We start from the raw sequence: 14,676 nt of genomic DNA on the forward strand, positions 1-14,676 counted from the left end.
AGTGGCTAACCTCCTAAATATGCCTTTCTAACTTCTTCATTTTTTGCAATTTCTTTGGACGGACCATGCATTAAAATTTTACCTGTCTCTAATACATAGACTCTATGAGCAATAGAAAAAGCCATGTTTGCATTTTGCTCTACTAAGAGAAGAGTTTTTCCCTCTTCATTAATTCTCTTTAAAACTCTAAAAATCTCTTGAACCAACAAAGGTGCAAGTCCCATGGAGGGCTCATCTAATAAAAGCAAACGGGCATCAGACATTAAAGCTCTGCCAATAGCAAGCATTTGTTGTTCTCCACCACTTAAAGTTCCTGCTAATTGCTTAAACCTTTCCTTTAATCTTGGAAACAAAGAGTAAACAAATTCGAGATTCTCTTTTATTTTATTTTTATCCTTACACAAATATGCTCCTAATTCTAAATTTTCCAAAACCGTAAGATTAGCAAATACTCTTCTTCCTTCAGGAACATGAGCAATCCCTAAAGCAGAAACCTTATGAGGAGGTAATTTCTTAAGATTAATCTCGTAAAAGAATATATCTCCTGAAGTAGGATTTACCAACCTAGAGATAGCCTTTAAAGTAGTTGTTTTTCCTGCACCATTGGCACCAATTAGAGCAACTATTTCTTTTTCTTTTACCTCAAAATTTATTCCCTGAAGAGCTTTTATTCCCCCATAATAGACATGTAAATTATTAACTGATAACACTTTCTTCCCCCCTACCTAAGTAGGCTTCTATAACTCTTGGATTATTTCTTATCTCTTCTGGTTTTCCCTCAGCAATTTTCATTCCATAATCAAGAACAATAATTCTTTCACAAATTCCCATTACAACTTCCATATGATGTTCTATCAATATAATTGTAACGTTAAATTTATTTCTTATATAAGAAATAAGATTCATCAATTCTTTTGCCTCTTGAGGATTCATACCCGCTGCTGGTTCGTCTAAAAGTAGCAATGTAGGATTTGTTGCCATTGCTCTTGCTATTTCAAGTCTCCTTTGCTCACCGTAAGGTAGATTTTGAGCTATTTCATTTCTTCTCTCATAAAGATGGAAAAATTCAAGTATCTCCTTTGCTTTTTCCTCTTGTATTCTTTCTTCTTCAAGAAATTTATTTTTTCTTAAAATGGCATCAACAATTTTAGCATTATGAGTCTTATGCATAGCAATCCTTACATTGTCAATTACTGTTAGTTGCTTAAAAAGCCTAGGATTCTGGAAAGTTCTTGCTATTCCCAATCTTGTTATTTGATAAGGTTTTAATCTTTCAATATTTCTCCCTTTAAAAATTATTTCGCCCCTTAATGGAGAATAAAAACCTGTAATCAAATTAAAAACAGTAGTTTTTCCCGCACCATTAGGCCCAATTATTCCCAAAATTTCTTTTTCTTCCACATAAAAATCTAAATTTGCGACAGCCATTAATCCTCCAAAAGCACAGGATAAATCATTTACTTCCAATATTTTCATTTTTATTCACCCTTGTATATATCTTTCTAAAAATTGAAAAAGAAAATTCTTTTCCCCCCATTATTCCTTGGGGCCTTAAGAGCATTATTCCTATAAGTATAATAGAATATATTATTAGTCGAAGATAAGTAAAACCTCTTAATGCCTCGGGAAGTATTGTTAACATAAAAGCACCTAAAATGGAACCTGTAATACTCCCCATTCCACCTAAGACTATCATCAAAAGTATCTCAACAGATCTAAAAAAAGTAAAACTGCTAGGATGAAGCATCATTAGATAATGAGCAAATAATCCTCCTGCTATTCCCGCAAAAAATGCTCCAATTACAAAAGCTAAAACCTTATAGAATGTAGTATTTATACCCATAGTTTCTGAAGCTATTTCATCCTCTCTTATGGAAATAATAGCTCTTCCATGAGAAGAATTAATAAGATTTCTAATTAACAATAAACAAATAATAAACCAAAGAATTACCCACGAAAGATTAGTCCTTTGAGGGATTCCTGGAAAGCCTCTTGGTCCACCCACTACGTCCAGATTTAAAATAGCTACCCTTACTATCTCACTAAACCCTAAAGTTGCAATAGCAAGATAATCCCCTTTAAGTCTTAATGTAGGAATTCCTACGATAAGCCCTAAGATCGCAGAAATTAAACCTCCCAGAATAAGAAAAACAAAAAAGACAATTTCCTGAGCAACACTTAAAGGTAGAAAATTTAATAAAGATATAATTTTTTCTCCCTGATATACACTTAATGCAGAACTAAAATATCCTCCAACTGCCATAAATCCTGCATGTCCGATAGAAAATTGCCCTGCAAATCCATTTATCAAATTTAAACTTAGTGCCAATATACTATTTATACCCCAAAAAACTAAAAGCTGGTAAAAATAAGGATTTAAGCCTTTTGCTAAATTACCCAAATAAACTAAAATAATTACAATAATAAAAATTAAAATATAATTTCTTCTCATCACACCTTTTCCCTCATATATTTCCCTAAAATTCCTGAAGGTCTAATAAGGAGAATAAAAATAAGGATAATAAAAGCTACAGCATCTCTCACAGTAGAAGAAATAAAAGCAGAAACTAATACTTCTGCAATTCCCAATATAAATCCGCCTAACATAGCACCAGGAATTATCCCAATTCCTCCGAGAACTGCAGCAACAAAGGCTTTCAATCCAGGCATTATTCCCATATATGGATCTATTTTATTAAAATATAAGCCTACTAATACACCTGCTGCAGCAGCCAAAGAAGATCCAATAGCAAAGGTTAGAGCAATAATTCTATCTATATCAATTCCCATCATCAATGCAGTTTCCTTATCATAGGAAACTGCTCTCATAGCTTTTCCTACTTTTGTCTTAAGTACGATAAATTGAAGAAGAAACATAAGTATAATAGAAACCAAGATTATAATAATTTGTCGATTTGTTATAACAATATTACCTATAAAATAGATCTCTAAAGGAATTTTCTGAGGAAAAGGTCTTGGCGATGCTCCTAGCCACAAAACCATTAGATTTTCTAAAAGAAAAGATACACCTATAGCAGTAATTAGTAAAGAAATCCTTGGAGCTAATCTTAAAGGTCTATAAGCAAATCTTTCTATTATAATTCCTAAAACTGCTGCACCCCCCATAGCAAACAAAAGTCCCATTGGAAAGGAAAAATTCCAAAAACTTAGTGCAAAATATCCTAAAAAGGCTCCCATCATATAAATGTCTCCATGAGCAAAATTAATAAGACGTAATATACCATATACCATGGTATATCCTAAAGCAATTAATGCATATATACTTCCTAAAGATATTCCATTTATTATTTGCTGAACTATGTTTTCCATAAGATCTTCCTTTCTAAAAACCTTAAAAATAATAACAAAAAAAAGGGAGGGGGTAAACCCCCTCCGAAAAATAGATAAAAATCTTATGGTCTAACTGTGGCTCTATAAACTTGCTTTCCTCCCTTTATCTCAATAATAACTGCACTCTTTACTGGATTTCTATTTTGATCAAAATATATAGTACCTGTTACACCTCTAAATGGTTTATCCTTTGTAAAACTCATCAATGCATCCCTAATTTTTGATGGTTCAGCGCTTCGTGCTCTCTTAATAGCCTCAACAAGAAGCATAGCAGCATCATAAGAAAGAGCTGCCAAAGCATCGGGAGTTTCTCCAAACTTCTTCTTATAATCTCTTACAAAAGTCTGAACTTTTGAATCCTGTGATTCTGGACTATAATGATTACTAAAGTAACAACCCTCTGCAGCTTTTCCAGCTGTCTCTATAAGTTTTGGAGAATCCCAACCATCCCCACCACCAAAAGGAACAGTTATTCCTAACTCTCTTGCTTGAAGAAGAATAGGACCAATATCGGAATAATATCCAGGAAGATATACAAAATCAGGCTTTGCAGCCTTAATTTTTGTAAGCTGAGCTCTGAAATCAGAGTCTCCCTCAGAGTAAGATTCCTCAGCAACAATCTTTCCTCCTAATTTTGTATATGCTTCTTTATAGAACTGAGCAAGACCCTTGCTATAATCACTAGTAACAGCAACTAACATAGCTGATGTTTTCAACTTCAAAGTTTTATATACAAAATTTGCCATAACTGTACCCTGGAAATCATCAATAAAACAAGCTCGGAAGATATAATCTCCAACCAAGGTTACTCTTGGGTTAGTAGAGGTAGGAGTAATCATAACTATTTTCGATGCTTGACAAATAGGAGCAAGGACTAGACTCATAGAACTTGCAACTTCTCCTATAATTGCCACAACCTTGTCTCTTTCAATTAATTTTTTAGCAGCATTTGCAACCTCTTCTGCTTTATATTGGTCATCTTCTAAAATTAACTCTATTTTACTTCCTAATACTCCTCCCTTTGCATTAACCTCTTCGAAAGCCATTTTAACTCCATTTGCAGAAGAAATACCAAAAGTTGCAATAGGTCCCGTTATAGGAAATATGGCACCAATTTTTATAGGAGCTGCTGCTTGGAGAGGAAAAATTAAAAGACTAAAAAGAATACTTAAGATTAGAAGGATTTTAAAAGACTTTTGCATTATCTCACCTCCAGAATATTTTTAATAAAAAAGGGATGTCTACCTCCGTAGAACATCCCTGTTCTTATTGTCTTGAAGTATATATTTTAGATAAGAAGATGTCAAGAATTTACATAAGTCATAGATAAACTACTTTATAAAAGGGTTTTCATTACTATAAAATACGCTTTCAGGTAATGGGTAATATATTTCCGCCACTCCTAATACTTTTAATATCTCATATATATATCTCCCAACGTGTTTAAAACCCACTGCAGTATGATGAGGAAATTTCTTCTCAAGAAGTACATATCTGTAAAATCTTCCCATTTCCTTTATAGCAAAAACCCCTATACTTCCAAAGGATTTCGGATCAATATCAAGTACCTCTCCTTCCGCGATATATGAAATTAGTTTTGCATCAGGAGTAGCATGTAATCTAAATATTAAAATCTCCCCAGGTCTTATTCTTCCTTCAAGAGTACCTCTTGTTATATCTGGTTCTTTTTCAGGTTCCATTAGTCTATGCATAATTAGTTGGTATTTCATAGAATAATTTAATAGATAACATGATGGAGTATTACCACAATGAAATCCCATAAAAAGATCTGTAAATTTATAATCCTTTATTTTATCCTTTGACTCTTTAATTAAATCGTAAGGAACAGTATTGTTAATATCTAACAATGTAACAGGTAATTCGCTTACAGTATAGATAATATATTCACTTAATGCACCATATATATCTGATTCGCATGATACAGGTATCCCTCTTGTGGCTAATCTTGAATTCACATAGCAAGGAACAAATCCAAAATATCTCTCAAAAGAAGGCCAACACTTATTTGCAAAAACTCCAAATTCTGATGCTCCTAAATTCTTTTCCATGAAATCTAATAAAGCAATTTCATATTGGGCTAATTTTTTTAATAAATCTGAATATCTATTACCTACTCCAAGCTCCTTTGCCATATCCTCTGCCACTTGAGATATTCTTGTATCATTTTCAGCCTTTTTAAATACATCATATAAATCTAGTTCACTATTCTCCATTATCGATATCCCGAGATCATAGAGAGGCTTTATAGGAGCATGCATAGTATTAAAATCTTGGGGTCTTGGCCCGAAAGAAAATATCTTCAACTTTTTCAAGGCAATAATAGTTTTTGCTATAGGTATAAATTCTTTAATCATCTCTGCTATTTCTGAAGGTATTCCAACGGGATAATGAGGAATATAAACTTTCACATCTCTTAAACCTAAGTTGTAGCACAAACTAAGAAATCCACAATAAGCATCTCCTCTTCCGTTAAACAAATCCTCGCTTGTTTCCTCACCCGCTGCACAAACCATTACGGGTCCATCAAATTTTTGAGCAAGAAGAGAAGTAGGTCCTTCGGGGCCAAAATTTCCAAGATAAATTACTAGTGCATTTATATCTTTTTCTTTTATTTCTTTTAAAGCCTTTAAAACATCTTCTTCATTTTCAATTATAGTTTCAATATTTATAATGTTTAATCCCTTTTTAACACATTCCTCTACTACTTTGCCTTTTCTGTTTCGGGAAAGTTCAATAGGAAAACAGTCTCTACTTACTGCTACAATACCCAATTTAACCTCAGGAAGATTTTTCATCTTCTTATACCTCCATTCATAATTATTGTCCGTATACTTCATGAAATCTTTCAAACCATTTCTTCACTTCTAAAGAAGACAGAGGCTCTGGATTTCCCATTGTTAAAGCGAAATAACAAGTTTTTGCTATCTCCTCTACAATAACCGCATATTTCAAGGCCTCAGAAGGTGTTTTCCCAAAAGTAAATACTCCATGATTTTTAAGTAAAACTACAGGAGTAAATTTTGAATGTTTTTTTACCCACTCAGGTCTATTTTCATCATTTATTACTTCAAGAAGAGCATTACCCACATCTTCCAATGGAACAGGAGAAGCATATCTTGCAACTTTTATCTCTTCTCCAAAGTAATCTGCATGAGAGGTAAGATATATAGGAATCGGCTTTCCCAGAAGAGCAAAACTCGTAGCATAAGGAGAATGAGTATGAACTATACCACAGATGTCTTTTCTTTCTCTATATACCATTAAATGAGAAAGAGTATCTACTGAGGGTTTCAATTCTCCTTCTACAATATTTCCTTCAAGATCTACAACAACCATCTTTTCTGGTGAAAGATCCTCATATTTAACACCACTTGGTTTTATAACTACAAGATTAGTTTTCAAATCTCTTCCACTTACATTTCCACTGGTTAAAACTACAAGATTATTCTTAGGAAGTTCCATATTCATCTTATAAACTTCTTCTCTAAGCTCTCTTAAAAGCATCTTTAAAATCACCTCAAAAATTTATTCTTTTTTTAATCTAACAACATTCCAAGAAAATTTAGGCATTAGAACTTCTAAAACATTTCCATCTATACTAGAATTATTAACTTTGTGAGGAACAACTCTATCAGGATTCTCAGGGGTATTCCCAATATAAGGATCAGAAGATTCATATACTATATGATCTATAACTTTATACCCATTAAAACCCTTAAGCTGATATTCCACTAAAAGATCATTTTCAGGATCTCTATTTACAGCAAAAATGGAAATAGATTCTTCCTCTTCATTATAAGTTATCGCAGTTTCCAAAACAGAAACATCAGTATAAAGTCTTGAATCATACTTAGGAGAATCAACTTTAGGAAATAGAACTACTCCATGTCCATAGTTTGCAGTATGTAAAAAAGGATAATAAATTGTTTGTCTATATGCAATTCCACCTTTCACTGTAGTTATAGGGGCAAGAACGTTAATAAGTTGAGCCAAACATGCAATTTTCACTCTATCCGCATGTCTTAAAAGAGTCATAATCATACATCCTACAAGCAAAGCATCTGCAAAAATATAATCTTCTTCAAGAATAGGCGGTGCTACTTGCCAAGGCTCTACATTTTTATCCTTTTCAAAGGAATGATACCAAACATTCCATTCATCAAAAGATATATGAATATTCTTGTTACTACGTTTAACTGCTTTAACATAATCAATCGTAGAAATAACTGTTTTGATAAATTCATCCATATCTAAATTTTTCGCAACAAAACTTCTCAAGTCTGTATCCTTTGGTAAATTTATAAATCCTTCTCCAGGCATATTTGCATAATAATGTAAAGAGATGTAATCTACTACATCATAAGTATGTTCTAAGACTATTCTTTCCCATTCTGGAAAAGTAGGCATTTTAGGACCTGAACTACCACAAACCACAAGTTCTATATTAGAATCTATCTGTTTCATAACTTTAGCCACTTCTCTCGCAAGTCTCCCATACTCATGAGCAAGTTTATGTCCAATCTGCCATTCTCCATCCATCTCATTTCCTAAATTCCAGACTTTTATATTATGAGGTTTACTGTATCCATGTTTTTTTCGTAAATCACTATAATAAGTTCCTCCTGGAAAATTACAGTATTCAACCAAATTTCTCGCAGAATCAATACCTCGAGTTCCTAGGTTTATTGCCAACATAACTTCTGAGTCAACCCTTTTACACCATTCCACAAATTCATTTATACCTACCTCATTAGGTTCAATACTCCTCCATGCAAGTTCTAATTTCTTAGGTCTATTTTCCTTTGGACCTACTCCATCTTCCCAATTATATCCTGATACAAAATTTCCTCCAGGATATCTTATGATGGGAATTTTCAAGGCTTTTACAAGCTCAATTACATCCTTTCTAAAGCCCATTTCGTCTGCTAGAGGATGCTCTGGTTCATAAATACCTGTATAAATTGCCCTTCCTAGATGTTCAATAAAGGATCCGTAAATTCTCTTATCTATCTTAGATATAACAAAATCTTTATCTAAAATTACTTTCGCTTTTTGCATCTTTTAAAATCCTCCTTTAGTATAGATTTTACTAAAATTTATACTATAATTTTAATTTTATTGCAAGTGCCTTTTAAGAATTAAAATTTAAAATAGCAAAGAATAAAATATAAAGAATTTAAAAACTAAAAATAGGATTATTCCTGCTCAATTTCACTGATTAATTCTTTTATAAGATTTTTAACAGAAACAATTTTATTCACTCTATAAGCATTAGCTCCTGCAAAAGCAAAGCCTGATTTTAACATTCCCTTTTTTGCATTAATTAAAGCTAATGCAATACAGTAAGGTGAATTTATATAATCACAAGTCTTTATACAATGAAAGACACACTTAAAAGGCTTTTTCTCTCCTCTTTCAACAGATTCTAAGAATTCATTTTTTATAGCTCTTCCTGGAAGTCCCACAGGACTCTTTATGACTATAATATCTTCCTTTTTTGCATCCAAATAAGCTTTTTTAAATCTAAAATCCCCATCGCATTCCTCAGTAGCAACAAATCTTGTTGCCATTTGTACACCAGCTGCTCCCATTTTTAAAAATTTAACTATATCCTTCCCATCAAATATTCCTCCTGCAGGAATAACTGGTATTTCTTTATCATATTTTTCCTCTAAAACTCTTATCTCCTTCAAAACTTCTTTGAATCTTTCCTCTAGTGTAATATTTGGATCATCTAATTCTTCTTTCTTGAATCCTAAATGCCCTCCTGCCAAAGGTCCTTCTACAACAAAAGCATCGGGAACATAATTAAATTTATCTATCCAGGTTTTTGCGATAATTCTTGCAGCCCTAACTGAAGAAACAATAGGAACTAATTTTGTCCTACTTTCCTTTGTAAGATATTTAGGTAAATCCAAAGGTAAGCCTGCACCTGCAAAAATAATATCTACCTTCTCTTCTATAGAAGTTTTTACCATGTCTATAAAATTTGTTAAAGCAACCATAATATTCACACCAATTATTCCTTTTGTTTTTTCTCTTGCCTTTCTAATCTCTTTTCTTAATGCCCTGATATTTGCTTCTAAAAAATTATTTCCAAAATCATGTTCCAGCATACCAATACCTGCAGTAGCTATAACTCCAATTCCGCCTTCTTCCGCTACTGCAGATGCTAAACCTGAAAGGGAAATTCCTACAGCCATTCCTCCTTGGATTATAGGAATTCTTGCAACTAAGTCTCCAATTTTTAAACTTGGAATTTTCATAACGTAAATCTCCTTAAAAAATTTTTTTTAAATTAATGGTTCATAGGGAAGTATATTTATTTAGGTAAAGAATTTTATCTAAACTAAGTCTCTGAGGTCTTGTCTTTTCTCTTTCTATTTGATCTTCGCTTAATAATGGATTAATTTTTTCTGTTTTTTTTCCAAAAACTAGTAAAGCAATAACAGTCATATCCTTTGGAATATCAAGAATCTCTTTTACCTTTTCCTCATCATAACCTGCAATGGGATGGGCAACTAATCCTAGTTCTACTGCTCTTAAAATCATAAAACCTGTTGCTATTCCTGTGTCAAATAAGGCATATTCTCTTTCTTTTATGATGCAGTCAAAATCCTTTTTAGTAAATATCACAACAATAAGTGAGGAATTTGTAGCCCACTTATTTCCTGGAGACAAAGCAGTAAATAATTTCTCTAATATTTCCCTGTCATACACGAATATAAATCTCCAAGGTTGATTATTAAAACAAGAAGGGGAAAGACCAGCTTTTTCTCCTAAATCCTGAATTAATTCTTCAGTAACCTCAATTGGTTCTATGGATCTATAAGCTCTTCTTTCATATATTGCATCTTTTACATTCATTTTTTTCCTCCTTTATAAAAAAATTTCTTTTTTTTGTATTATATAATAGATCATGAAATTTTAATCATGGAGGTGTGTAAATGGTAAAAATTGCAATTATAGGTGCAGGAAGTGTTTCTTTTTCTTTAAAACTCATTCAAGATTTAAACTATTATAAAGATCTTTCAGGAAGCACGGTAAGCTTTATGGATATTGATGAGAAAAGGCTAAATCTTGTTTATAATTTAGCAGAAAAATACATGAAAGAAACTGGAACAAACTTAAAACTTGAAAAAACTACAGATAGAAAAAAAGCATTAGATGGCGCAGATTTTGTCATAAATACAGTTAAAATTGGTGGTTATCATAACATGGAAAAAGAAAGGGAAATAGCAGAAAGTCTTGGATATTATCGAGGAACAGATGACAAGGTTAGTGATTATTATGGAGGATTTTTTGCCTACGAACAACTGAGGTTTATAAGGGACCTGGCAAGAGATGTTGAAAAAATATGTCCTAATGCCTGGTATATGCAAGTTTCAAACCCTGTATTTGAAGGTACTAATTTGGTACTGAGAGAAACTGGATTAAAAGTTGTAGGCTTTTGTCACGGTTATTTAGAACTTTTTCATATTATAAAAATGTTAAATCTTGATCCTAAAGATGTGGAAGAACAAGTAGCAGGATTTAACCATTGCATATTTCTTACAAAATTTAAATATAAAGGTGAAAATGCTTATCCTCTTTTAGACAAATGGATAAAAGAAGAATTACCAAAACTCTGGAATTCTTATGATTATATGATTTCTCCCTGGGAATATACTCAATTTTCTCCTGCTAGTGTAGAAATGTACAAACTTTACGGTTTATTTCCTATTGGGGATACTCCAAGAAGTGTCTCTCCTTGGTGGTTTCATACTGATTTAAATGAAAAGAAAAAATGGTTTCCCGCAGGAGGACCAGATTCAGAGATTGGATGGACAATGTATCTATATGGTTTAAAATTAAGATTCCAACAAATGGAGAAATTAGCAAAAGATCCCAGCATTTCGATAACTCGGGAACTTCCTGTAGAGGAAAGTATGGAATCTATTGTACCTTTTGTAGATGCAATAGTAAACAATCATAAAAGAAGGTTAGTTATAAACGTGCCTAATAATGGAGCAATAAAAGGTATTCCTGAGGATGTAATAGTAGAAATTCCTGTATATGTGGATAAAAATGGAATTGAGAGAGAAAAAATAGAAAATATTCCTTCCCGTTTAATGCTTTATGTTCTAATTCCAAGATGGCTTAGAATGGAAAGAATATTACAAGCTTTTAGAGAAGAAGATAGAACAAGCCTTATTCTTATGATAATGGAGGATCATAGAACAAAAACTTTTGAGCAGGGAAAAAACTTAGTAGAAACTATTCTTTCTCAGCCTTGGAATGAGGATATGAATAAGCACTATAAATAATTCTATAGTATAGGGAGAGCACAAGCTCTCCCCTTAAATACTAAGATGATAATTTATAAGAAAATAAATAAAATAAAAAGAATTTTACTCTCTTCTTTACTTATCTTTTTATTATCCTCTATCTCCTATCCCTTTACCTTTGCAGTTATCGGAGATAGAACAGGAAGACCTATGAGAGGCGTATTTGAAAAAAATCTTTCAGAAATTCTAAAAACTGATGCAAAATTTATTATTCAACTTGGAGATATTTTAGAGAATAGTAGTGTAGAACAATATGAATTTATAAAGAATCTTCTTAAGAATATAAAGATTCCTATATACTTTGTTCCAGGAAACCATGATTTACTAGGAGACCCCGAGGGTAAGAAATTTCAAGAGTTTACGAGAAAACCTCTTTATTACTATTTTGATTATGAGAATGCAAGGTTTATTATTTTAAACAATTCCTCAGGAAGAATCGGAAAAGAACAAATGATATGGTTAATTGATGTTTTAGAAAATACTAAAACAAAATATAAGTTTGTTTTTATGCATCAACCAGTGATAGCTCCAAGCTTTTTCTTCATATTTCATAAAGCGGATCCTATAGAATCTATAAAACTTATGGAAATTTTTGAAAAATATCAAGTTGATTACGTTTTTTCAGGTCATATCCATATGTATTATAGAAAAGAGATAAATGGGGTAATCTATATAATCTCAGGAATTGGTGGTTCAACTCCTTATGTATCTCCAGAAGTCGATGCTGGAAAACCCCATTTTATATTAATAAATGTATCTGAGAATGGAATAACAGATAATAGGATTATTATTGAAAAATAAGAGAAGAAAAAATCTTCTTCCCTTCAAATTTTTTTTATAAACTATTAATCTTTCTCAGCCCATGCCATAGCGGTCATATAAGCTAAATTTGGCTGTCTTGTATCCAATCGGGAATGCTGAACAATAATTTTTACATCACTTTCTACCTTTATTGCAAAGGGTATATCTCGCTCTAATCTAACTCCCAAAATTTCTTCTGATTTATCTAATCGGACATGCCAAGTTCTTTTAGGAAGAACAATAATTTCCTTAGATTCTACGGGATCTTTATCTTCAAAATAAAAAGTAAATTTTACTTTTGCAGGTTTATTATTTACATTTAAAATGCATGTGGATTCATGGCTAGGAAGATTAGGATCTCCTATAGAAGGAAGATATGCATCAGGAATAAACCAAAGTTTTGCACCAACTTCTTTATTTTCCATAGGATTCTACCTCCTCCGAAAACAAGATAAAATATTTAGTCCTCTAATTCCTTTATTATAATTTTAACGTGGAAATTTCATTTTATTTATTGTATAATACATACTGACCAGTCGGTATTTAGGAGGTAATTTTATGAAAGAAATCTCTACTAAGGAAAAATTAATTATCGTAGGGGAAAACCTATTTTCAAAAAAAGGTTATGAAGGAACCAGTGTATCGGATATTTGTAAAGAGGCAGGATTCAGTAAAGGAGCATTCTTCTATTATTTTCCTACAAAGGAAGATTTTTTCCTAGAAATCCTTGATAGATGGTTACTACAACTTTCCCAAAGGTTGGAAAATTACAGATTAAATTCCCCTAAGATATTAGATGGAATCCTAAGAATGACAGAAATTTTTGAAGATGTTTTTCGAGAATCCAAAGAAAGATTGTATCTTTTTTTAGAATTTTTAAGAATTGGTATAAGAGATGAAAAAATCATAAAAAAGATTGGATTACAATTTAAAAAATTTAAAGATTATTTTTCTTTTGTCATAGAGGAAGGAATAAAAGAAGGAAGTTTTAAAGATATTGATTCCCATATGATAGCTAAATTATTGATTTCTTTTTCCTTAGGGACTATTTTTCAAGAAATATTTGACTCTTCAGAAAATTGGGAAAAATTCAGTTTAGAAGGAATTAAATTTATAATTTCAACTATTAAAAAGGAGGAAAAATAAGTATGAGAGTTCTAATAACAGGAGCTTTTGGAAATATAGGATTAAGCACTATTGAGGAAGTTATAACTCAGGGAGATATTGTAAGATGTTTTGACTTGAAAACCAAGAAAAACGAAAGTATCTTTAGGAACTTGAAAAGGAAATATAAAGATAGAATTGAAGTATATTGGGGAGATATAACAAAAGAAGATGATATTAGAAAGGCATTAGAAAACCAAGACGTTGTCATCCATCTTGCCTTTATAATACCTAAACTTTCTTCTACAGGACTTGAATCTGAAAAAGTTCCAGATATTGCATATAAGATTAATGTTATAGGGACTAAAAATCTTGTTTCTATGATGGAAATTCTTCCAAAACCTAAAAAATTAATATTTACTTCTTCTGTTCATGTTTTTGGACTTACTCAACATCTTGAACCTCCAAGAAAATCTGATGATCCTGTAAATCCCCATGAACATTATTCGAGACATAAATTAGAATGTGAAAATATTATTAAAAACTCAAATCTTACATGGAGTATATATAGACTTTCCGCATCTTTACCAATAAATTTAAAACTTGATATAGGAATGTTTGATGTTCCTCTAAACAATAGAATGGAATATGTTCATACAAAAGATGTGGGATTTGCTATAGCAAAAGGAATAAAAAGTGATAAAATCTGGAAAAAGGTCCTTCTAATAGGTGGAGGACCAAGATGTCAGTATTATTACAAAGATATAGTGGAAAAAGTATTAAAAAGTATAGGTTTAGGTATGCTTCCCGAAGAAGCCTTCTCAGATAAGCCTTTTGCTACTGATTGGATGGATACAAGGGAAAGTGAAGAGATTTTACATTATCAAAGAAGAACTCTTGAAGACTACATTGAAGATGTAAAGAAAACGTTGGGATATAAAATATTCTTTATAAGACTTTTTAGTCCCACAATAAGATATTTACTTTTGAAAAAATCGCCTTATTATAAAAAAAGATATATTCCTTTGAAGGTGCTTTTAGAAGGATATAGATTTTAAATAATTTTAAAAAT

15 protein-coding genes are annotated in these 14,676 nt (G+C 31.8%); 4 read left to right on the forward strand and 11 right to left on the reverse strand.

All coding sequences use genetic code 11. The annotated features are described in order from the left end of the window. Nucleotides 1–5: 5 nt before the first annotated feature. The 10 genes from NZ841_06580 to NZ841_06625 form a co-directional block, all read right to left on the reverse strand. Nucleotides 6–710, reverse strand: a complete 705-nt coding sequence (locus NZ841_06580) for an ABC transporter ATP-binding protein (GenBank protein ID MCS7202422.1) — start codon at nt 708–710, stop codon at nt 6–8. Beyond that, nucleotides 697–1,476, reverse strand: coding sequence for an ABC transporter ATP-binding protein (locus NZ841_06585; protein ID MCS7202423.1), 780 nt, complete (start codon nt 1,474–1,476; stop codon nt 697–699). The genes NZ841_06580 and NZ841_06585 overlap by 14 nt, the downstream gene beginning before the upstream one ends. Beyond that, nucleotides 1,454–2,452, reverse strand: coding sequence for a branched-chain amino acid ABC transporter permease (locus NZ841_06590; GenBank protein ID MCS7202424.1), 999 nt, complete (start codon nt 2,450–2,452; stop codon nt 1,454–1,456). The genes NZ841_06585 and NZ841_06590 overlap by 23 nt, the downstream gene beginning before the upstream one ends. Next, on the reverse strand, nt 2,452–3,330 hold the full coding sequence (locus tag NZ841_06595; protein ID MCS7202425.1) for a branched-chain amino acid ABC transporter permease: 879 nt from the start codon (nt 3,328–3,330) through the stop codon (nt 2,452–2,454). Before NZ841_06595 ends, NZ841_06590 begins: the two co-directional genes overlap by 1 nt. Before the next feature lie 83 nt (nt 3,331–3,413). Further along, the gene (locus NZ841_06600; GenBank protein ID MCS7202426.1) at nt 3,414–4,553 is read right to left on the reverse strand and encodes an ABC transporter substrate-binding protein; all 1,140 of its coding nucleotides are present in this window, start codon (nt 4,551–4,553) and stop codon (nt 3,414–3,416) included. 129 nt (nt 4,554–4,682) lie between these two features. After that, nucleotides 4,683–6,167 (reverse strand): fucose isomerase, encoded by a 1,485-nt coding sequence (locus NZ841_06605; protein MCS7202427.1) that lies wholly within the window; start codon nt 6,165–6,167, stop codon nt 4,683–4,685. A gap of 22 nt (nt 6,168–6,189) precedes the next feature. Beyond that, nucleotides 6,190–6,876 carry an L-ribulose-5-phosphate 4-epimerase gene (locus NZ841_06610; protein ID MCS7202428.1) on the reverse strand — a complete coding sequence of 229 codons (687 nt, stop codon included), beginning with the start codon at nt 6,874–6,876 and terminating at the stop codon, nt 6,190–6,192. Nucleotides 6,877–6,897: 21 nt separating this feature from the next. Then, the gene (locus tag NZ841_06615) at nt 6,898–8,430 is read right to left on the reverse strand and encodes an alpha-N-arabinofuranosidase (protein ID MCS7202429.1); all 1,533 of its coding nucleotides are present in this window, start codon (nt 8,428–8,430) and stop codon (nt 6,898–6,900) included. A 137-nt stretch (nt 8,431–8,567) separates the two neighbouring features. Continuing rightward, nucleotides 8,568–9,638, reverse strand: coding sequence for a nitronate monooxygenase (locus NZ841_06620; GenBank protein ID MCS7202430.1), 1,071 nt, complete (start codon nt 9,636–9,638; stop codon nt 8,568–8,570). 40 nt (nt 9,639–9,678) lie between these two features. Beyond that, a complete protein-coding gene (locus tag NZ841_06625; GenBank protein MCS7202431.1) occupies nt 9,679–10,239 on the reverse strand; it encodes a nitroreductase family protein in 561 nt (186 codons plus the stop codon). Between the two features lie 80 nt (nt 10,240–10,319). Here NZ841_06625 and NZ841_06630 point away from each other — a divergent pair, with 80 nt between their 5' ends. Both NZ841_06630 and NZ841_06635 read left to right on the forward strand, forming a co-directional pair. After that, the gene (locus NZ841_06630) at nt 10,320–11,678 is read left to right on the forward strand and encodes an alpha-glucosidase/alpha-galactosidase (GenBank protein MCS7202432.1); all 1,359 of its coding nucleotides are present in this window, start codon (nt 10,320–10,322) and stop codon (nt 11,676–11,678) included. Between the two features lie 45 nt (nt 11,679–11,723). Next, nucleotides 11,724–12,500, forward strand: coding sequence for a metallophosphoesterase (locus NZ841_06635; GenBank protein MCS7202433.1), 777 nt, complete (start codon nt 11,724–11,726; stop codon nt 12,498–12,500). 44 nt (nt 12,501–12,544) lie between these two features. Here the strand turns inward: NZ841_06635 and NZ841_06640 are convergent, their stop codons facing one another. Then, nucleotides 12,545–12,925 (reverse strand): sensory rhodopsin transducer, encoded by a 381-nt coding sequence (locus NZ841_06640; protein MCS7202434.1) that lies wholly within the window; start codon nt 12,923–12,925, stop codon nt 12,545–12,547. A gap of 133 nt (nt 12,926–13,058) precedes the next feature. Between NZ841_06640 and NZ841_06645 the strand changes: the two genes are divergently transcribed. Next, a complete protein-coding gene (locus NZ841_06645) occupies nt 13,059–13,646 on the forward strand; it encodes a TetR/AcrR family transcriptional regulator (protein ID MCS7202435.1) in 588 nt (195 codons plus the stop codon). A gap of 2 nt (nt 13,647–13,648) precedes the next feature. Continuing rightward, nucleotides 13,649–14,662: an NAD(P)-dependent oxidoreductase gene (locus NZ841_06650; protein MCS7202436.1), complete on the forward strand. Its 1,014-nt coding sequence runs from the start codon at nt 13,649–13,651 to the stop codon at nt 14,660–14,662. The last annotated feature ends 14 nt before the right edge of the window (nt 14,663–14,676 follow it).

The organism is Dictyoglomus sp., from assembly GCA_025060475.1.
Lineage (GTDB): Bacteria > Dictyoglomota > Dictyoglomia > Dictyoglomales > Dictyoglomaceae > NZ13-RE01.